The following is a 19,093-nucleotide window of genomic DNA, read 5'->3' on the forward strand; positions in this document are numbered from 1 at the left end:
AGCCCCGTAGACGTAGAACAGGCATTGTCCTTGAGTAGGGCGGGACACGTGAAATCCTGTCTGAACATGGGGAGACCACTCTCCAAGCCTAAGTACTCGTGCATGACCGATAGCGAACAAGTACCGTGAGGGAAAGGTGAAAAGCACCCCGACGAGGGGAGTGAAATAGAACCTGAAACCGGATGCCTACAAGCAGTCGGAGCTCGAAAGAGTGACGGCGTACCTTTTGTATAATGGGTCAACGACTTAGTGTAGCAAGCAAGCTTAAGCCGGTAGGTGTAGGCGTAGCGAAAGCGAGTCTGAATAGGGCGTTTAGTTTGTTGCATTAGACCCGAAACCGAGTGATCTAGCCATGAGCAGGCTGAAGGTTGGGTAACACCAACTGGAGGGCCGAACCCATATCTGTTGCAATAGATTGGGATGACTTGTGGCTAGGGGTGAAAGGCCAATCAAACTCGGAAATAGCTGGTTCTCCGCGAAAACTATTTAGGTAGTGCGTCGATCGAATACCCTCGGGGGTAGAGCACTGGATGGGCTATGGGGACTCACCGTCTTACTGATCCTAACCAAACTCCGAATACCGAGGAGTACTAATCGGCAGACACACGGCGGGTGCTAACGTCCGTCGTGAAGAGGGCAACAACCCTGACCTCCAGCTAAGGTCCCCAAGTCATGGCTAAGTGGGAAAGGATGTGAGGATCCCAAAACAACCAGGATGTTGGCTTAGAAGCAGCCATCATTTAAAGAAAGCGTAACAGCTCACTGGTCTAAATAAGGGTCTTTGCGCCGAAAATGTAACGGGGCTAAAGCCATGCACCGAAGCTGAGGATAAGACAGTCGTAGTGGCTGTTTTGTGGTAGCGGAGCGTTCCGTAAGTCTGTGAAGGCGGACCCGTGAGGGCTGCTGGAGATATCGGAAGTGCGAATGTTGACATGAGTAACGATAAAGGGAGTGAGAGACTCCCTCGCCGAAAGACCAAGGGTTCCTGCTTAAAGTTAATCTGAGCAGGGTTAGCCGGCCCCTAAGACGAGGCGGACACGCGTAGTCGATGGGAACCACGTTAATATTCGTGGGCCTGGTGGTAGTGACGGATCTCGTGTGTTGTACATTCTTATTGGATTGAATGTGCGGCGAAGAGGTTCCAGGAAATAGCTCCACCGTATAGACCGTACCCGAAACCGACACAGGTGGTCAGGTAGAGTATACCAAGGCGCTTGAGAGAACTATGTTGAAGGAACTCGGCAAATTGCACGCGTAACTTCGGAAGAAGCGTGACCCCATGGTACGCAAGTATGATGGGGTGGCACAGACCAGGGGGTAGCGACTGTTTATCAAAAACACAGGGCTCTGCGAAGTAGCAATACGACGTATAGGGTCTGACGCCTGCCCGGTGCTGGAAGGTTAAAGGGAGGGGTGCAAGCTCTGAACTGAAGCCCCAGTAAACGGCGGCCGTAACTATAACGGTCCTAAGGTAGCGAAATTCCTTGTCGGGTAAGTTCCGACCTGCACGAATGGCGTAACGACTTCCCCGCTGTCTCCAACATAGACTCAGTGAAATTGAATTCCCCGTGAAGATGCGGGGTTCCTGCGGTCAGACGGAAAGACCCCGTGCACCTTTACTATAGCTTTACACTGGCATTCGCCAAGGCATGTGTAGGATAGGTGGTAGGCTTTGAAGCGGGGACGCCAGTTCTCGTGGAGCCATCCTTGAAATACCACCCTTATCTTCGTGGATGTCTAACCGCGGTCCGTTATCCGGATCCGGGACAGTGTATGGTGGGTAGTTTGACTGGGGCGGTCGCCTCCGAAAGAGTAACGGAGGCGCGCGATGGTTAGCTCAGACCGGTCGGAAATCGGTCGTCGAGTGCAATGGCATAAGCTAGCCTGACTGCGAGACTGACAAGTCGAGCAGAGACGAAAGTCGGTCATAGTGATCCGGTGGTCCCGTGTGGAAGGGCCATCGCTCAACGGATAAAAGGTACGCCGGGGATAACAGGCTGATGACCCCCAAGAGTCCATATCGACGGGGTTGTTTGGCACCTCGATGTCGACTCATCGCATCCTGGGGCTGGAGCAGGTCCCAAGGGTATGGCTGTTCGCCATTTAAAGCGGTACGTGAGTTGGGTTCAGAACGTCGTGAGACAGTTCGGTCCCTATCTGCCGTGGGTGTAGGAATATTGACAGGATCTGTCCCTAGTACGAGAGGACCGGGATGGACGTATCTCTGGTGGATCTGTTGTCCTGCCAAGGGCATAGCAGAGTAGCTATATACGGAATGGATAACCGCTGAAGGCATCTAAGCGGGAAACCAACCTGAAAACGAGTGTTCCCTATCAGAGCCGTGGAAGACGACCACGTTGATAGGACGGGTGTGGAAGTGCAGCAATGCATGAAGCTTACCGTTACTAATAGCTCGAGCGACTTCTTCGTTCCCATTGATTATGTTCATCTTCATCGAAGATGAAGATGATACTTCTGTCCTCACGCGCCAAAGGCGCTGCGGACGGACAAGTCACAGAAAGACGTGTAAATTAAATAGAGCCTTCAGCTCTCCAGCTTCTCGAAACAACAGTTTCCATGTGAAATCATGGATCTGTGATTGTTTTGGCCCAACACATCCTCATCTCGAGGGTGCCGTATGGCCAATTGGTGTCCCCTGTGAGCGTCAAGCGAACAGGACAAGGTACACCAATCAACAAGCAATCATATGATCCATGCAAAGCATGGATCATATGTTGCGTTTTGCCGACCTGGTGGTTATTGCGGGGCGGCTGCACCCGTTCCCATTCCGAACACGGCCGTGAAACGCCCCAGCGCCAATGGTACTCCGTCTTAAGACGCGGGAGAGTAGGTCGCTGCCAGGTCTGCAAAACGCAACACAAAACATCTTCTCAACGCAAAAACAAACGGCCAAAAGGCCAGTCAAAGGCCGCTCACTACGCGGCCTTTTGTGTTATAAAACGCAAAGACAATATCGGCGTACCACACTATGGTGCGCCCCTTACAGGAGACAAATCCTAACGGATTTGCTCCGGCAGTATGCATCACAGCCAAGCTGTGACGCAGTCGCGATAAATCCAATAGGGATTTACGCTTGGCGCGGGGTGGAGCAGCCCGGTAGCTCGTCAGGCTCATAACCTGAAGGCCGCAGGTTCAAATCCTGCCCCCGCAACCACTGAAATTTGTAAATTCTCCCATTCCAAATATTTGCGCTCAAGCTCCTCACCATACTGGTCGAGGAGCTTTTTGCGTTTGGCCTCAGTGTCAATCTCGCCAGACCCGATTCGCGCCATCAAATCGTTGCCTGCTGCGGCAAGGAACTGTTGCTCCATCAGATCGAGAACCTCCATGGATGCCATGATGGTGGCGATGTCGCCATGCACCTGCAGGCTCGCTCGCTGGTGGCCCGGTGTCTTGCCGATTACGACAGTCTGAATGAGATCCCGCACGATCGGCATGAGGCGCTGTTTGGCGTCTTCGTCGGCATTGGTACGGGCAAGGAACAGCAGCTTGCGGATTGCGACCTCGACATTATCAGGATTAAACTGCTGCTTCAGCTTGCTGATCTTCCCCTGAAAATCCTCCGTCGGCGCTTCGGTAGCGGCAAGCTCCAAGGCAAGTTGCTCACGCGTGACTTCCAGTCCATCCAGTTGGTCGTCGAGGATGGCAAGGCGCGGTCGGCCCTCGGCATGCCGGTCCTGGATCTGTTGCATCAGACCTGCCTGTGTCGATTTGATTTTTGCAAGTTCTGTAGCAATCTGATCTTTGCGGGAGGGGAAGCTCTTCAGCTTAGTGACCTCATGAGCGATCATCTTCTGCGAAATCCGGTCGAAGATATCGATGGAATAGAATGCGACCGGAATGCAATTGAGGACGCGCTCTTCGAGTTCTTGGCGCGTGATGGTTTTGCTGTTCCTACAGCATTCGCCGCCAAGCTCGTCGATCGGTAGACGCTTCTTGCGGTTGGTACAGCTATAGCGGTCCTTTCCGCTGATCGCATAGGGTCCGCCGCATTCCGCACATTCCAGCATGCGGCTCAGGAGATACTCTGGACGATGCGTCGCGTTCAGCCGGTTGGAGGAAGACGTATCGTAGTCTTCACGCGCCTTGGCCTGGAGCTTTTTGACCCTGTCCCACAGCTCGTCCGAAATGATCCGTAGATCAGGGCGTTCATGATACACCCACTGTTCCCTATCATTTGCGCGTGAGGTGCGCCGTTCAGTTGTCGGGTTCTTGCGGTAGTTCTGCTTGTTCCAGATCATCCTGCTGACGTAAAGAACATTGTTCAGGATTCCGGTCCCATCGGTGACGCTGCCACGGATTGTGGTATCACGCCAATATTTGGTGCGTGCCCCTGGAACTCCCTGGTCATTGAGTTTCTGTGCGATGTCGGCCGGCGACACGCCATCGGCATATTGCTTGAAGATTCAGCGCAAAATCTCTGCCTTGGCCGGGTCAATGACGTGCGGGTAACCTGGATCGATGGATCGCGATCTGATCAGACTTGCGAGTTAGTGATGGAAATCACGCCGCATCGATGTTGTCTGCGATGGGGCCACTGTTCAGCATTGCTCCGACCATAACCGTAAGATGATCTTCCAAACGTTCGTCGCGATTGGTCGTTTGCGTTTCTTGCTCCAGATTGGGTGCTCAGAGGAGGTGGATTGCGGTGCCTCAAAAGAGAAGAGGACGTTACTTCAATAAGGCTGACAGCTTCCGGACTATACGTAGGAGCGGCCTAAAATGCTCCGATGTTTGAATGTTTGAGGATTGTGCACCAAGTTTATATTGGATTTACACAGGGAAAGATATATTAAAATCCTGAAAATAATTTTGAATTGTAGCAAGAAAATAATTATATTGAATTAAATTCAAATATATAAACAATTATTAATGCATTAATTCCGTTATAATCATTTATTAAATTCATTTAATACATTGATTCGGAAATACTTGCGTTTTGTTGTTTCCAATTTCTGCAGTAAAATATGTGTATCCGGTCATTTAGACTGATCGGATGCCCGTAGCAACAACTGGAGACATAAAATGACCTCAACTCAGGAAATCAAGACTGCCGCCGCTTCTTCTGCCGCTTTTTATGCGGATATGGACATCCCGGCCACGGTATATGCAAAGCTGGAGGACACGGCGTCCCGCATCCATGAGCTTGGCCGCCGCACGACGGAACAGACCTTCCAGCTTGGCGATCACCTGGCGCAGGTGGCCGCGATCCTGCCTGAGGGTACGTTCAACAGGTGGGTCGACATCCGCTGTAACCTGAAAGCACGCAGCGCCCGCAATTACATGGCGGTGTTCCGCAACCTCGGGTTCTGCCGTGATGAACTGGTTGATCTTTCGGTTGGATCGACCGTGCTGTTCCACCTGTCATCAGCGACTGAGGATCAGATCGTCGAGGCGATCGCTTTCGCAAATGAGGCCGGCCGCCTAAAGGTTGCCGATGTGAAGACGATCATGGCCGGTACCCACGAGGACGAAGACGACGGGAAACGGAATGATCTGTTCTCGGTTGGCGGCTTGACCGGGCTGAAGGCTCTGATCGCGCTCAAGAGCCGCGAGGGTCTGAAAGTGTTCATCGACGATATCATGGCAATCTGCCGGGCAATCGAAGAGGCCCTGTCGCAAAAACGCGTCATCAAGGAGGCGCTTGCCAAGGAGGTTCAGGACCTTTCCCGTGTTGCCCGGCTCGAACTGACTAACCTGGCGCTGTTTGTCGAGACGGAAACTGAGTTGCGTTGCAACGCACGCGCCATGACGTTTCCGAAGTCGAGCGAATGGGCGCAGGTCCATGACATCCTCTATAAACTGGGAGGTGTTGAGCAGTGGCCGAAGTCGGGCGGTATGCGGGACTGGTTGCAGCTTGAAGTCGTGCCGGTCTTGCTCTGGGTGGTCTCCAAGGAACGCAAACCGAAGTGGCCGCTGGAAAGACCGACGGCTGCAGTTGCGACCGAACGTGCGGAGATCTCTGATCTTAGCGAGGGCGCTCCGGACGGGGTGGCCGAGGGTACCGAACCAACGGCGACCCGTGCGCAGGTCAATGTCGTGCCGCCACTCGCCGTCGAGATCGAGATCGATGCAAGCGAGGTCATTGATGTGAACGTATCAGAAGACGTGGATCCGCCAACTGCTGTGATGGCATGAACTCCACCATTGATGGCGGCGGCTTCCGGCTTCCAGACGACATTCGAGAGGGCCGCTTGTCGGCCCTTTCTTTTTGCCCGCATCTAGCGGCTGAATTGATTTGGCGCGGCGACCGCGAAACTCCTCACAGGCGGATTTGCAGATCGACGTGGCGAAGGCGCGATTGTCAATCGTGAGCCCGCTGTTAACCTTGTACCGGCTTTGTTCTTTTTTGTTGTTTTGGGACCTTGAGCCCGAGCGCCGGTCCTGCCAGGTTAAGGGCGTTCCAGATGACTGGGACAAAACGACCCAAGCCGATGCGCTAACATCGACAAGGGCCTGACCGTCAACCTTGGTTAGAAGGAATCGGGCTATGAGCACGAATACCGTTTCTGTCCCCTTTGGGGAAGTTCTTCGTTCTATGATCAACAACAGCGAGACTGCCCCATCCACCGGATCGCGTCAGCGGCCCCACGGCTATGGCCGGGACTCTATTGCCACCATGCATGCCGCTCCCGAACCTGCCGTGCTGCGCCGCCATCCGCACCTGGTTCGCTTTGCCGATGTCGCTGATGACCTCGATCTGCTGATTGATCGCGCCATCGCGGCGATCGCTGATGGCGAACCTGTCGAGGACGAGATCCTCGGCCACTACGTTCACATCGCCTCGCTCGTTCGCGCCGTATCGTTCCGGGAGGGCAAGCTTCTGGAACAGGCCGTCGAGCGCCTGGCCAAGACCAATCCCAACATCACCGTTCTGACCCAGTCCCTGAAACTGCCGCTCGTCAAGGCCGCCATGGAAGCTGTGTCCGGCAATGACTTGTCTTCACTCGACGGCATCAAGCTTGATTGCGAGGCACCGGCCAAGGGAACATACATGCCGGACCTTATCATTGTGAACCGCATCCGGCACACCGCCTACATTCTCGACCTCAAGAGATCGCTCGCCTCTTACGGCGACACTAGCCGTCTCGAAGAGTTGAAGATGAAGATGATGGCGTCGGCAATGGTTCTACCCGACTGGCTCTACAAGCATCACAAGCGTCTGATGGTCGACACCGTCGAAGTGGCGATCGTCGATGGTGCCAGCCGCCCAAGCAACCATGCCAATGGGGTATGGGCTTTGTCCGAGATCGACGACCTGCTGGAAATCGACGGTGTCGCCGCCTGCATGGCACAGTTGCATCTACGCTTCGGTCGCAAGGTCCAGCAACTTCTTTAGGCGGAGGCACGCAAGGCGATTGGTCTTCACGACCAGCCCGTATCTGTCATGCCAACCAGGGTGGCCTCTTCGTTTCCGGCCATCCGTTCTCGCATCGATCGCAGCGGTTCGACTGGGTCCCAAAGAGAAGATCAGGCTGTGCTCTTGCAGAATGAGGATCACGGTTCTGACGATGATGGCCACGATACCATCGACCCGCTCCATGGCGATCAGGATGATGATCACGAAGGCGGATCGAAACCGACCTACATCCGGATTGGCTTTGCGCACCGTCCTGTGGCGCACTGATCCCCTGACATCGTCAGCCGCTCCCTGACGGTTGTCGTCGGGCAGCGGGCAAGGTCGTCACGGCCGGGAAGCCGTGAGTTCCTACCATTCCTTCACCTGTCACTGGCGCCGGACCGATTGCTGTCTGGCCAAGGAGCCGTCATGCCTACCGCATCATCCTTAGTCATCCCGAACCCGCTCGTGCCGAGATGCTTGCAGATGATCCGGCTCTGCTCATCGGACTGGCACTGTGCCATCTGCGGCAGCAGGGCGGGATGGCTGGCACCCTGCCGGATACGATCATGAGCCGATTGCATGAACATGCCGCGCACGGTGATCCTACCTGCTGCCTGCTGGTGGACTGGCTCGTGCGACGCAACGGCGATGTTGCAGACTCGCACGGGCGAAATGCCGACAACGCGAATTCTAGCGAGGTCTGGCCTGAGCGCCATCTGATGAGTGAGCGCCGCCATGCAGGGCCAGGTAGGCCGAAACGCCGTAAGCCGTCGAGGGACGGGTCATTGGTTCCCCAAACGGCAATTATTGCCGCACTGAGGGAAGGTGGATCCGATGAATAAGCTGTCACGTCTGTTCGTTCGTCGCCTTGAACGCATTGCCCGGCGTGAGGCTCGCCGCAATGCGCATATCAATGGACTGCTTAATGTGAAGATCATTGAAATCGGCGGGCATGTGCTGCGTCGCTACGCACCGGCCTTTGATACCACGCGCCTTTCCGGTGATCCGGAAAGAGACCTTGCATGGCTGCGCCGGAATTTTGGCGGCTATCTCATGCCGCCTCCGCCCGCGTCCGACATTGTCGTCACCGAAACCAAGCCGCTGGCATCGATCCTGCCGTTTCTGCTGCCACGAAAGCAGGCGGCCAGCTACCAGCCAGCGTTGGATATGCACGCCGTGCCTATGCGGTCGGTCTCGTCGGACGTGCGGGCAGGCCACCGCTGGTCAGTAATATCGTTGCAGCCCTCGTGCTGTCACGTGCGATCAAAAACAGTCGCGTGCCGTTTTCCAGGATTGCGCGTGCTGCCTTCATGACAGCCCCGGTCGTATGGCTGCAAGCGCCGATCGCAGGCTTTGAACAGGCGATGCGGCGCCTGATCGAGACACAGGGCTTTATTCAAGGTGGTGCGCTCAACGGCATCGACGGAGACTATGTTTTGGATGACAGCGTATTCGACGGGAACGCGCAACCGGGCCGGGCTTATATCCAGTTCATTGGTAAAAGCGTCCATCGCCTCACCGGAGCGATGTTGCAGCGACGCCTGAATAACGCGTTGACACGGGATTATCCGGTTGTCGCAATTGCAGAACGTGCCGACCAGATCCCGACCGACATCAATATTGCCGCCGACATCGATCTTGTCGCAGGCTGGCTCGACTACCCCTTCATCAGCGCCATGATCGAAACGGTACATGGTGCCAGTGGGCTTGAGGCACTGCAGCAGTGGGTGAAGGCATCTGACGCGCATTATCTGACGATCGATGATGTCGTGCTTGCCTTCCGGCCGGGGCGCAGCGCAGGTGAGGCGATTGCTGTACTGGTTTCACTGACAGAACGCAATCGCATCGCTGCCCGGGACGGCGATGACGACGATGATGAGACGTCTTCAGAGGATGCAAAGAAGGCGTCGAAGTCGAAGGACTCCACCGGTTCGGACAAGGCCAATGAAAACGGTGGCAAGTGGAAGCGTGACAAGCCGTCGGGTGCTAAGGTTATCCAGCCGCAGCCACGGGGGTCATGCGAAGGCGATCGACCGGCGCTCGCTGTCGAGACGCTGTCCGGATACGGCAAGGCCAGTACCTGGGCGCTGGATCTCAAGGCCGATCTTGCCGACTATCTGGCAAGCACGCTCGCCTGGTCTGATATGAGTGCCAAGCTGCTGCTGTCAGGACCGCCCGGCACCGGCAAAACGACCTTTGCAAAGGCTCTGTGTAATTCCCTGCAGGTCCCGTTGGTCGTCACGTCCGTTTCCACATGGCTGCAGGGCACTGCTGTCCGGTTTAAATTTGTAGACACGGCGCACGGTGTTGATTCTATTCGTATTCAAGCGTTTGGCGACGATTTGGACACGAAAGAGGGGCAACACCGTGCGGCATCACAATAGCGTTTTTCATGATCTTTTGAAGCGCATTTCCTGGTCGACCTTCGAGCGGCTTGTGGATGAGCATGGCACCGACAAGCATACCCGGCGATTGTCCACCAAGAGCCAGTTGATCGCCCTGCTGTATGGGCAACTCGCCGGTGCTGTCAGCTTGCGCGAGATCGAAGGTGGTCTGGAAAGCCATTCGACACGCCTTTATCATCTCGGCGCACGCCCGGCCTCACGTTCGACACTGGCTGATGCCAATGCCAAACGCTCAAGTGCGGTCTTTACCGGTCTGTTTGCCGAGCTGGTCGCACGAGCCGGGCGCGGGTTGCGACGGTCCGTCGGCGAGGCGACCTATCTGATTGATGCCACGAGCCTTCGCCTTTCCGGTGCAGGATCGCAATGGGCGCGGTTCTCCCATCAGGCTTGCGGAGCCAAGGTCCACATCGTCTATGATGCGGGCGCAGAGCGACCGATCTATGCCGCCGTCACACCCGCCAATGTCAATGACATCACCGCCGCCAAGGCCATGCCGATCGAACCGGGCGCGACCTACGTCTTTGATCTGGGCTATTATGATTTCTCATGGTGGGCCAGAATGGATCAGGCCGGATGCCGCATCGTCACCCGCTTCAAGTCCCATACACCCTGACGGTGTTGCATGAGCAGCCGCTGGGGGACGCGGATGCAAACGGTGGTCGCATCCTGTCGGATCGCATTGGTCTGCTGCCTGCCCGTCAGGCCGGCAACCGCAAGAACCCGTTCAGCGACCCGGTTCGCGAGATCACGGTGCAAAGCGATACCGGCAAGGTCCTGCGGATCCTGTCGAACGATCTCGATGCCACTGCGCAAGAGATCGCCGATCTCTACAAGCGCCGCTGGGCTATCGAACTGTTCTTCAAATGGGTCAAGCAGACCTTGAAGATCAAGCATTTCCTGGGTGTCTCAGAAAACGCCGTGCGCATTCAGATCACCGTGGCCCTCATCGCTTTCCTGCTTCTGCGCATGGCGCAGGCAGACCAGAAGACCATCAAAAGCCCCTGGATCTTCGCCCGCCTCGTGCGGGCCAACCCCATGCATCGAAAAAGAACAGACAGTCTTCTCAAACCACCCAACAGCAGCAGATGCCACAATGACCAGTTGATGCTCCAATGGACGGAGGTTTAAACCGGACAGCAGTGGCTGCAGGGCGGGCATCTCAATGACGTCATCGACAAGATGGCAAAGACCTTTGCCGAGGCCCGTGCGTTAGCGCCGTCCATCCTGTTCATTGATGAGATTGACGGCATCGGGAAACGTCAACCAGCCGAACGGGAGTATGCTGACTACTGGAATGCGGTCGTCAACAAGGCGTTGGAATTGCTGGATGGTGCTGTGAAAAGCGAGGGTCTGATCATCGTCGGTGCCACCAACCGGCCTGAACAGATCGACTATGCAGATCCAGACCAGCTAGCCGAGGGAGTTTGACCAATATGGAAACGAACACCAACAGTGCCAGCAATCCCATACTGAAACGTCTGGCTACTCGGGCGATGGGGCTGACGGGCGCCGACATCGAGCGCATCGTTTGCCAGGCACGCCTCAAAGCCCGCCGTGAAAAGCGCCCGCTGCGGTTCGCGGATCTGGAGGCTTGGGATCCGGATGGATCGCCCTGCCGTCCCATACGATCTGCGCTGGCGTTTTGCTGTTCACGAGGCAGGCCATGCCATCATTCATCATATTCTGAAGCTTGGACCGATCCATGGCATTAACATCGATACGGCAAACGGGGGTTACAGCCAGCTTGGCTTCACTGCTTCCGGCAGCGATACGCTCGGTTATCTTGAAGATATGCTTACTATGTTGATGGCCGGGCTGCCGCCGAGCAGATCGTCGTCGGGGTCGGGTGGCAGTGATGACAGCGATCTCGCTGGGGCTACCAAACTCGCGCTTGCCTTGGAGCGGACGCCGGTTTTGCTACATTTCAACCGTCGTTGTATCATCATGACAGCGACCAGGCATCCGTTCTCGACGGGCATCCGGATCTTGCGGCGCGGGTCCATGCAAGGTTGGAGACGGCGCTCGCCAAAGCGCAAGAAATCCTGCAGCAGAACAAAGGCCGCCTTGATGCGCTGATTGAAAAACTGTTCCAAGCGCAATCGATCAGTGGAGAGGATTTTATCAAAATGATCAGAAATTATCCGATTATTAATATCATATTTTAGGCGGATTATACCAACCTTCAGTGACCATGACTCTCCTGGGAAGCCCCCGGGAGAGTCATGGTCACTGAAGGTTGGTATAACGGCCGCGTGCGCGATGAACGCTCAATGGAAGTTTGTTTTTTGGTCTCGATCATGCCCGAAGCGCCATTGCGGAATGAGCCGACGACTACAACAATTTTCGGCCGCACTCATCGCTCGGATACTAGACGCTGGCGACTATGCCGGGATCTTCGCCGCAACTGGCTCCAACGCTGCGCAATGTGGAAGCTTCGCGTTTCCCCCGGTTGCTCCCATCGCGCCATTTGGCGTATCAAAGACCGCCGAGGCTCCAATCGCAACCGGATGAAACTTCAGTGGCAGGTCAGTTCTGCCCAATGGTCTCTATAATCATTGAAATAGCCTAACCGGGTATAATAGCCAAGATTTGATCTTGTGTTTCAATTTTTTGGGTTTTGGCTTGATTGCAGCCACACTGGAGTGCACCCCATTTCACCGGACAAGTCGGCTAGATTGATTTAGCCCTGATGAACTGCCGAGGGGAAGCCCTCTTGAGCGCGGAATGGGGATGGATTTCGTTGTAGTCCTCGATCCATCCGTCGATGAGCCGGAGCGCTGTTTGGGCGTCCGGTAGAGCTGATATCCGAATATAGTCCCGCTTCAACGTTTTGACGAAGGCTTCCGACATGCCGTTCGACTGCGGGCTGGCGACCGGCGTGAAGCAGGGCGTCAGATTGAGTGCTTGCGCAAACAGCCTCGTGTCCCGCGCGGTATAAGCCGAGCCATTGTCAGAGAGATGCTCGATAGCATGCGGGGCTCGGGTTGCATGGAAGCGTTTCTCGACCGCCTCCAACATCATGTCGCGTACGTCTGAGCCGGAGATGCCTGCATTGGCAACCGCCGTCCAGGCGATGATCTCGCGGTCGAAGGCGTCGATAATGAAGGCGAGACGAATAACCTCGCCATTCCAGCAGGCGAACTCCAGACCGTCTGAGCACCAGCGCAGATTGGAGCGCATGACCATGACCTTGCCGTCATGGATGCGGCCCTTGCGAACAGCCGTATGCTTCTCCCGCAGCATGGCGTGGTTGCCCATGATGCGATGAACCCGTTTGGCGTTGAAGACAGGCTTATCGGCGGCTCGCCTTTCGCGATTGAGGAGCGCAGCGATCCGCCGATAGCCATAGGTTGGCCTTTGATCCACCAGCCTGCGAATGGCGGGCAGAAGGTCTGCATCCTCGACCTTGTGGTATGGCCCACGCGGCTTTGATTTGCCTTTCAGCCGCTCGATGAGGTTGGAACGGGAGACGCCCAGCGTGTCTGCGACGGCCTTCATCGCGAACCGTCCTTCGGCAACAAAATCGGCCGCGATATCCGTTTTTTTGAGTCCGCTTTGGAAAGGGCTTCGCGGAGGATTTCGACCTCCATTGTCTTACGGCCGAGCATGCGCTCCAGCTCCCGGACGCGATCCTCCAGTTTCTTCACTTCCGAATTCCCGACAACCGGCTCGTCAGAATCCACGGCTGCAGCACCCCCCTCGCTCAAAAGCCTGCGCCACCGATAAAGCAAATTGGGCGCGACGCCATGATGGCGAGCGGTCGAAGATACCGTCTCGCCGGGTTCAAAACTCTGCTCAATGATTGTCAGCTTTTGCTCGGTTGTCCACCGCCTGCGGCGAACATCACCCGTCAGCAATTCAACGTGTCGATAGTCGTTAGACATAAGCCTATACCCAAGCCTGTGCTTGAGCCTTTCTGCTTATGCCGACTGTCCGGTCAAAATGGGGGGCAGTTCAGGAACCAATTAGAACCCACTGCACATCCAGCAGCATTATTCTGCTGAATATGGTTTTGTCAGGAAATATCCTGCCGAGCTTCTAGAACCTCCAAAATTAAAGCCTCAACGGATTCTCTTTACAGAAGTTCGAAGGTCCTATCCCGAACCGACATCTGAGTGACCGGTAACGGCCACGAGACACTAATCGCGGGATCTAGTGGATGGATACCTGCCTCCGCGTTGGGCGCATGAGGTTTATCGTGCAGATAAATCAACTCGCAGTTTTCGGTCAATGTCTGAAAGCCATGGGCAAAGCCTGACGGAATTAAAAGCGAGCGCGCATTTTCTTTCGAGAGAATTTCTCCGTGCCATTTGAGATAGGTGGGAGAGGCAGGCCGAAGATCAATGGCGACGTCAAATATTTTCCCTTGTAGGCACGAAACGAACTTCGCTTCATCATGCGGAGCGCGCTGAAAATGCATGCCTCGGATCGTCGCCTTTGCCTGCGTCATCGTGTGGTTTATTTGCGCGATACTGCCGACCCCGAAATCAGAGATTTCCTCCATACAGAAGAAACGCGAGAAAAATCCACGTTCGTCGCCAAGGTGCTGGCGCTCTATGACGACAAGCTCGGTGAGCGGCGTGGGGATGCGTGTGAAGCGGGACATGGGTTCTCGTGCTCCAGAATGGAGCTCGTTTCTGCCGTACGGTGTTGTCAAAGGCAAGACGTAATTCGACTTGACCTGATGGCGAAATTGAGTTCAGGACATATCGCAACTGTCATGAGGCCGGTTATGAAGCAGCGCATTCTTTACACCAAACCATCCATCACCGAACGCGAGGTTGCCTATGCAACGGACGCTGCGGCAAACGGCTGGGGCGAACGCTGCTATGACTATATCGAAAAATTCGAGGCAGCCTTTGCTGCGCATGTCAACGTCAGACACGCCATATCGACATCTAGCTGCACGGGTGCACTCCACATGGGGCTGGCAGCTCTCGGTGTTGGTCCGGGCGATGACGTGATACTGGCAGATACAAACTGGATCGCATCAGCCGCCCCTATCATGCATCTAGGCGCAAAGCCTGTTTTTGTGGATGTTCTTTCGGAAAGCTGGTGTCTGGACCCGGCTAAAGTTGAAGCCGCCCTAACACCGAAGACAAAAGCCATTCTTGCCGTCCATATCTATGGCAATCTTTGCGACATGGGCACACTCATGGACATTGGACGCCGCCACGGAATTCCCGTTGTGGAGGATTCCGCCGAGGCACTTGGATCTGTCTTTCATGGCACGCCCGCAGGCTCCATCGGCGCATTCGGTGCGTTTTCGTTTCACGGCACAAAGACGATGACCACCGGCGAAGGCGGCATGTTCGTTACCAACGACACGGCACTCTACGACAGGGTCCTCACCCTCTCCAATCACGGGCGTGCACGCGGACAGCAGAAACAGTTCTGGCCCGACGAAGTCGGCTTCAAATACAAGATGTCCAATCTTCAGGCAGCGATCGGCTTAGCCCAAATAGAGCGGATTGATGAGCTGGTGGAGCGCAAGCGGGCAATCTTTTACGCTTACCGCGATGCCCTGTGCGGCCTGAACGCCATATCCATGAACCCTGAGCCTGAAGGCACCCGCAACGGCTTCTGGATGCCAACAGTCGTATTCGCAGAAGGCTCTGGCATTACCCGCGAAAGCCTGCAGGCCGCTTTCGCGGCCGAGAACATCGACGCCCGCGTGTTCTTCTGGCCCCTGAGTTCAACGCCATCTTTCTCGGAAGCGCCCTACAATACGATGGCCTATGATTTGCCGGGAAGGGCGATCAATCTGCCCAGTTACCATGACATGACGGATGAGGATATCAGCCGCGTTGTAGGTGTCATTCGTGGCGTACATGAAGGTGCTGCCGAGCAGAAGATGGTGGGAAGATGAAACTAGGGATTATCGGAAGCAGCGGCGGCGCGGCTCTCACTGTCGCAACCAAATGTGTTCAAGATGCAGGCCTTCCATTGGAACTGTTTGTTTTGACGGATCGCGAATGCGGACTTGAGACATGGGCTCACTCCAACCGACACGTTTCCAAAAGGATCGACTACCGCGATATAGACACCTTTTCTCAAGAGGCGAAATCGTTCTTTGAAGAACATGACTGCTCAAAGGTTCTGCTGTTTTACACGCGCAAAGTTGGATACCCCCTGATTTCTGATCTTGGCGTCTGGAATATACATCCAGCACTACTGCCATCATTTCGAGGACTGCATGGCGTAAAGGACGCCATATCCGGCGGTGTCACAATCTTCGGCGGAACGCTCCATGAAGTTGATGACCAACTTGATACGGGCAAGATTATCGCGCAAATCGCCAGCGCACGCTCACCAGATTTATCGATCAAAACGATAAACCGACTAAGCTACCTCCACAAAGTCCTGCTCTTTCTGATCTGGTATGAAATGTTGGCTGGCAAAGCAAATGCAACTGCCCAAACATGTATTTGGCAGGGCCAATTCATGTTGAGCAGCCCCGGACTAACAAATCCCGACCTGATTGCGGCCTACCAAGGGCTTTTGAACCTAACTCCATTGCCGGATGATCGCTGATGCGCGTGGTGATTTCCCAATCAATGTACTTTCCCTGGGTGGGTCTGCTCGAGCAAATTCGGCTTGCCGACGTTTTCGTGCACTATGACGATGTACAATATTCAAAGGGTTCATTCGTCAATAGAGTCCAAGTGAAGAGACCGAATGGTACGGCATGGATGTCTGTACCCACCGAAAATCTTCGCTTGGGACAGAAGATTGAAGAGGTGAAAATACTCCCTGCTGCTGCTTGGGTACCAAAACACAAATATGTTGTTCAAGAAAGTTTCAAGGGCTGCCCGCATGCTGAGGATGCAATCGAGTTGGCGTGCCGCGTCTGGGACCAATCTGCGGACAATATAAGCACGGTATCACGCCTCTCGATTATAGAGCTCGCGAGATATTTTGGCTTGGATAAGCAATGCGCCTTTTTGGATGCCCGTGATTTCGGCATAGGTGGTGAAAGCTCCAAGCGTGTCTTCGATATTGTCAAACACCTGAACGGGACAGAATATATTACCGGCCATGGCGCCCGAAACTACCTAGACCATGATCTCTTTGAACGTAATGGCATTTCTGTGCGCTACATGGATTACAAGAAAACACCCTACCCTCAACATCACGGAGAGTTCACTCCCTTCGTTACCGCTCTGGATCTGGTCGCCAATTGCGGAACGGATGGCAGTCACTTTATCTCTTCTCAGGCTATTCACTGGAGGGAGTTTCTAGGTGAGTGACAATGATCCGGGCGAACTAGAATATGCGCCTGACGACGTTAATGTTGTCTCGAAATTCGATGACTGGCTTGCCTCGAAGAAACGTAAAGGTCGGACATTAAAATGGCTTCGTAGAAGATCGATCAAGAAACATGGCTTTCGCGATGACCTCTATCGACTTTATCTTTATCGCCAATTTGGAATAACAGTGGGGAAATATACATATGGCTATGAACCATTGTGCAACGGCAAATCAACGGTCGCACAAATAGGGTCCTTCTGTTCAATCGCTCCGAATGTCGGCATTTCGGCTGGCAATCATCCTATCGGTTTGCCTTCTACCAGCCCCGCCTTTTACCAGCCGCGGTTTGGCATTGTTGAGACTGAGTGGCTCGATTCAAGCCAGTACCAGCAAAGGATCATTATCGAGCACGACGTCTGGATTGGACGTGACGTCACAATTCTGACTGGCGTGACTATCGGCATCGGAGCGGTCGTTGCCGCAGGTGCTGTCGTCACCAAAAATGTTCCGGCATTTGCAATCGTCGCAGGCGTTCCTGCCAAGATTATTCGCTATCGCCTGGATGAAACGGCTCAAGAGAAAATCTTGGCCAGTCAGTGGTGGCTGTGGCCCGATTCCGAGTTATCGAAGCGAGCGTACCTTTTCAAAGACCCAGATGCGTTCACATACAGCGAGTCGCTGTTGAAAACCATCGGTGGCGAAGTCTAGCCAGCGTCTTTTTTCAATACCTCGATCATCGTTCTCGCACTGTGACGACGTGAATACTGGAAACAAGCGAGAAATTTCTCGTAAAGAAGCCGTGTGTTACCTATGGTGGAAGCGACCCACGCTCCACCCAACTCACCGCGAATGAATCTCCTCCATAAAAGAAACAGAGTTGACCTTTTGGCTGGTAAGATTATCCGTTCAAAACCATGCGCAATCCTATATTGCTCCAGCGCAGCCATTGCTCTCTCGCTGACAAGGCCGTCTTTGGAGAGACCCGAGTAATATTTCATGGCATTGATATAAAATTCTCTTTTATCGATAGGCGGAAGTTTGCCGGTGTCTGACTGAGAGAGGACAAAAGCATATTCTCTCAATATGACGTTGGGCATAACGAACATATCACCCGATATCGGCCCAAATTTAAAAAACTCTCGTTGAGTATCATCTATATTTTTTAGAAAATTGGTGCTCTCGGAATTCATTTTTCCAAGTTTAAAAGCGCGGCCGTTGCTGCGGGATTCCCCTTGAACGATTAGCAGCGGATAATCCAACACGAAGTAGCTATCCAGCTCATCCATAAGGCGAAAGCTGAAAACATAGTCCGGCGATATGCTGGAAAACACCGTTCCGAACCGCTGTCGTATTTTTTCGATAACCAGTAAAGAAACGAAAGAATTCAACATTCTCGGAGAGTCTTTTTGCAGCATTCCCTTGGAAAATTGGGTCGCCTTATCAAGCGACATCACTTTCCTTACTGTCGGTTTCCGGCGTTGTTTCCGAATACTTCTATAGTTTGGAAACTCCATCGCTCCTTCATTCAAGAAGCAGACCGCATCAGCATTTTTCTCTGTTATAGCGTTGAACGTCAGCTCAAGAGCGTAAAGCCGCAAGGCCATGCGATCTGTGACAAATCCGATGAATTTTCCTTGGGCCTGAGCCAGCGCCCACTCCCAGTGATCCACCATAGGAAGTTCTTTGTTCGGCCTGACATAACGGCAGCGCGGATCCTTGAGATAGTTTTCAAGAACACTTTGATTGATTGCGGCATTAGCATCATCCGAGTTGTCCGAAATGATTAGCTCAAAATTCTCGAATGTTTGAGCAAGAATGCTTTCAACCGTGTCAACAACGTAATCAGGACGATTTCGCGTCGGGATGATTACCGAAAAGAACGGCTGTGCTTCCGGCGTGGCAATAGCCTTTGAAACTGCCTCGAGGTTAACCATTTGGGTACTCCTTCCCAAGTTTAAGCCTTCACCTGAATTCGTTTCCACGCGGAGAGACCGCAAGCGTCATCACCGAAAATGCGATGACGTGTCAACTGTTTTACCCCTGGAACCATAAGCCGAAATCGAGTGCCAATTCT

16 protein-coding genes, 1 tRNA gene, 2 rRNA genes and 3 pseudogenes (1 of these 22 cut by a window edge) are annotated in these 19,093 nt (G+C 54.2%); 17 read left to right on the forward strand and 5 right to left on the reverse strand.

Annotated elements, in window-relative coordinates; translation table 11 throughout:
• The 4 genes from HRR99_RS20605 to HRR99_RS20620 all read left to right on the forward strand — a co-directional run.
• Positions 1–2,430 (forward strand): 23S ribosomal RNA (locus HRR99_RS20605) (it extends 377 nt beyond the left edge of the window).
• Between the two features lie 319 nt (positions 2,431–2,749).
• Positions 2,750–2,864, forward strand: a 5S ribosomal RNA gene (gene rrf / locus HRR99_RS20610).
• A 234-nt stretch (positions 2,865–3,098) separates the two neighbouring features.
• Positions 3,099–3,175 (forward strand) — tRNA-Met (locus HRR99_RS20615).
• A gap of 148 nt (positions 3,176–3,323) precedes the next feature.
• A complete protein-coding gene (locus HRR99_RS20620) occupies positions 3,324–3,950 on the forward strand; it encodes a hypothetical protein (protein WP_233124681.1) in 627 nt (208 codons plus the stop codon).
• A 174-nt stretch (positions 3,951–4,124) separates the two neighbouring features.
• On the opposite strand, the pseudogene HRR99_RS23295 reads toward HRR99_RS20620, so the two are convergent.
• Positions 4,125–4,427 (reverse strand): annotated as a pseudogene (locus HRR99_RS23295) (recombinase family protein); the annotation flags it as partial.
• Positions 4,428–5,046: 619 nt separating this feature from the next.
• On the opposite strand from HRR99_RS23295, the gene HRR99_RS20625 reads away from it, so the two are divergent.
• From HRR99_RS20625 to HRR99_RS20635, 3 genes are all read left to right on the forward strand, one after another.
• Positions 5,047–6,159 (forward strand): hypothetical protein, encoded by a 1,113-nt coding sequence (locus HRR99_RS20625; RefSeq protein ID WP_233124682.1) that lies wholly within the window; start codon positions 5,047–5,049, stop codon positions 6,157–6,159.
• Between the two features lie 352 nt (positions 6,160–6,511).
• Entirely contained in the window at positions 6,512–7,360 is an 849-nt protein-coding gene (locus tag HRR99_RS20630; RefSeq protein WP_233124683.1) for a hypothetical protein, read from the forward strand.
• 138 nt (positions 7,361–7,498) lie between these two features.
• Positions 7,499–7,648, forward strand: coding sequence for a hypothetical protein (locus HRR99_RS20635; protein ID WP_233124684.1), 150 nt, complete (start codon positions 7,499–7,501; stop codon positions 7,646–7,648).
• Positions 7,649–7,740: 92 nt separating this feature from the next.
• Here the strand turns inward: HRR99_RS20635 and HRR99_RS20640 are convergent, their stop codons facing one another.
• Positions 7,741–8,079, reverse strand: coding sequence for a hypothetical protein (locus HRR99_RS20640; RefSeq protein WP_233124685.1), 339 nt, complete (start codon positions 8,077–8,079; stop codon positions 7,741–7,743).
• A gap of 109 nt (positions 8,080–8,188) precedes the next feature.
• On the opposite strand from HRR99_RS20640, the gene HRR99_RS20645 reads away from it, so the two are divergent.
• The 6 genes and pseudogenes from HRR99_RS20645 to HRR99_RS20670 all read left to right on the forward strand — a co-directional run.
• Positions 8,189–8,677: a hypothetical protein gene (locus HRR99_RS20645; protein ID WP_233124686.1), complete on the forward strand. Its 489-nt coding sequence runs from the start codon at positions 8,189–8,191 to the stop codon at positions 8,675–8,677.
• A complete protein-coding gene (locus HRR99_RS20650) occupies positions 8,674–9,747 on the forward strand; it encodes an AAA family ATPase (protein WP_233124687.1) in 1,074 nt (357 codons plus the stop codon). Before HRR99_RS20645 ends, HRR99_RS20650 begins: the two co-directional genes overlap by 4 nt.
• Positions 9,731–10,896 (forward strand): annotated as a pseudogene (locus HRR99_RS20655) (IS4 family transposase). Before HRR99_RS20650 ends, HRR99_RS20655 begins: the two are co-directional and overlap by 17 nt.
• Positions 10,897–10,947: 51 nt before the next feature.
• Complete coding sequence (locus HRR99_RS20660) at positions 10,948–11,196, forward strand: ATP-binding protein (RefSeq protein ID WP_233124688.1); 249 nt, start codon at positions 10,948–10,950, stop codon at positions 11,194–11,196.
• Positions 11,197–11,370: 174 nt separating this feature from the next.
• Positions 11,371–11,844 (forward strand): hypothetical protein, encoded by a 474-nt coding sequence (locus tag HRR99_RS20665; RefSeq protein ID WP_233124689.1) that lies wholly within the window; start codon positions 11,371–11,373, stop codon positions 11,842–11,844.
• A 131-nt stretch (positions 11,845–11,975) separates the two neighbouring features.
• Positions 11,976–12,279: pseudogene (locus tag HRR99_RS20670) on the forward strand (integrase core domain-containing protein); the annotation flags it as partial.
• A gap of 159 nt (positions 12,280–12,438) precedes the next feature.
• On the opposite strand, the gene HRR99_RS20675 reads toward HRR99_RS20670, so the two are convergent.
• Both HRR99_RS20675 and HRR99_RS20680 read right to left on the reverse strand, forming a co-directional pair.
• A protein-coding gene (locus tag HRR99_RS20675) for an IS3 family transposase (protein ID WP_233124690.1) occupies positions 12,439–13,652 on the reverse strand; the annotation gives its coding sequence in 2 pieces (ribosomal slippage) (positions 12,439–13,316 and positions 13,316–13,652; 1,215 coding nt in all).
• Between the two features lie 191 nt (positions 13,653–13,843).
• Positions 13,844–14,374, reverse strand: coding sequence for a dTDP-4-dehydrorhamnose 3,5-epimerase family protein (locus tag HRR99_RS20680; RefSeq protein WP_233124691.1), 531 nt, complete (start codon positions 14,372–14,374; stop codon positions 13,844–13,846).
• Positions 14,375–14,500: 126 nt separating this feature from the next.
• On the opposite strand from HRR99_RS20680, the gene HRR99_RS20685 reads away from it, so the two are divergent.
• The 4 genes from HRR99_RS20685 to HRR99_RS20700 are packed head-to-tail and all read left to right on the forward strand — an operon-like array spanning position 14,501 to position 17,727.
• A complete protein-coding gene (locus HRR99_RS20685) occupies positions 14,501–15,637 on the forward strand; it encodes a DegT/DnrJ/EryC1/StrS family aminotransferase (RefSeq protein ID WP_233124692.1) in 1,137 nt (378 codons plus the stop codon).
• Positions 15,634–16,302 (forward strand): formyltransferase family protein, encoded by a 669-nt coding sequence (locus HRR99_RS20690; RefSeq protein WP_233124693.1) that lies wholly within the window; start codon positions 15,634–15,636, stop codon positions 16,300–16,302. Before HRR99_RS20685 ends, HRR99_RS20690 begins: the two co-directional genes overlap by 4 nt.
• Positions 16,302–17,018, forward strand: a complete 717-nt coding sequence (locus HRR99_RS20695) for a WbqC family protein (protein ID WP_233124694.1) — start codon at positions 16,302–16,304, stop codon at positions 17,016–17,018. Before HRR99_RS20690 ends, HRR99_RS20695 begins: the two co-directional genes overlap by 1 nt.
• Positions 17,011–17,727 (forward strand): CatB-related O-acetyltransferase, encoded by a 717-nt coding sequence (locus HRR99_RS20700; protein ID WP_233124695.1) that lies wholly within the window; start codon positions 17,011–17,013, stop codon positions 17,725–17,727. Before HRR99_RS20695 ends, HRR99_RS20700 begins: the two co-directional genes overlap by 8 nt.
• Here the strand turns inward: HRR99_RS20700 and HRR99_RS20705 are convergent.
• The gene (locus HRR99_RS20705) at positions 17,724–18,953 is read right to left on the reverse strand and encodes a glycosyltransferase family 2 protein (protein WP_233124696.1); all 1,230 of its coding nucleotides are present in this window, start codon (positions 18,951–18,953) and stop codon (positions 17,724–17,726) included. The genes HRR99_RS20700 and HRR99_RS20705 overlap by 4 nt on opposite strands.
• Positions 18,954–19,093 lie beyond the last annotated feature (140 nt).

The sequence above is a fragment of the Agrobacterium vaccinii genome, assembly GCF_021310995.1.
Taxonomy (GTDB): domain Bacteria; phylum Pseudomonadota; class Alphaproteobacteria; order Rhizobiales; family Rhizobiaceae; genus Agrobacterium; species Agrobacterium vaccinii.

Bases quoted from the DNA above. Each gene is read 5' to 3' on its own strand.
- HRR99_RS20625 (WP_233124682.1), top strand. From the start codon at position 5,047: ATGACCTCAACTCAGGAAATCAAGACTGCCGCCGCTTCTTCTGCCGCT.
- HRR99_RS20630 (WP_233124683.1), top strand. From the start codon at position 6,512: ATGAGCACGAATACCGTTTCTGTCCCCTTTGGGGAAGTTCTTCGTTCT.
- HRR99_RS20640 (WP_233124685.1), bottom strand. From the start codon at position 8,079: ATGGCGCTCAGGCCAGACCTCGCTAGAATTCGCGTTGTCGGCATTTCG.
- HRR99_RS20650 (WP_233124687.1), top strand. From the start codon at position 8,674: ATGACAGCCCCGGTCGTATGGCTGCAAGCGCCGATCGCAGGCTTTGAA.
- HRR99_RS20660 (WP_233124688.1), top strand. From the start codon at position 10,948: ATGGCAAAGACCTTTGCCGAGGCCCGTGCGTTAGCGCCGTCCATCCTG.
- HRR99_RS20665 (WP_233124689.1), top strand. From the start codon at position 11,371: ATGGATCGCCCTGCCGTCCCATACGATCTGCGCTGGCGTTTTGCTGTT.
- HRR99_RS20680 (WP_233124691.1), bottom strand. From the start codon at position 14,374: ATGTCCCGCTTCACACGCATCCCCACGCCGCTCACCGAGCTTGTCGTC.
- HRR99_RS20685 (WP_233124692.1), top strand. From the start codon at position 14,501: ATGAAGCAGCGCATTCTTTACACCAAACCATCCATCACCGAACGCGAG.
- HRR99_RS20690 (WP_233124693.1), top strand. From the start codon at position 15,634: ATGAAACTAGGGATTATCGGAAGCAGCGGCGGCGCGGCTCTCACTGTC.
- HRR99_RS20695 (WP_233124694.1), top strand. From the start codon at position 16,302: ATGCGCGTGGTGATTTCCCAATCAATGTACTTTCCCTGGGTGGGTCTG.
- HRR99_RS20705 (WP_233124696.1), bottom strand. From the start codon at position 18,953: ATGGTTAACCTCGAGGCAGTTTCAAAGGCTATTGCCACGCCGGAAGCA.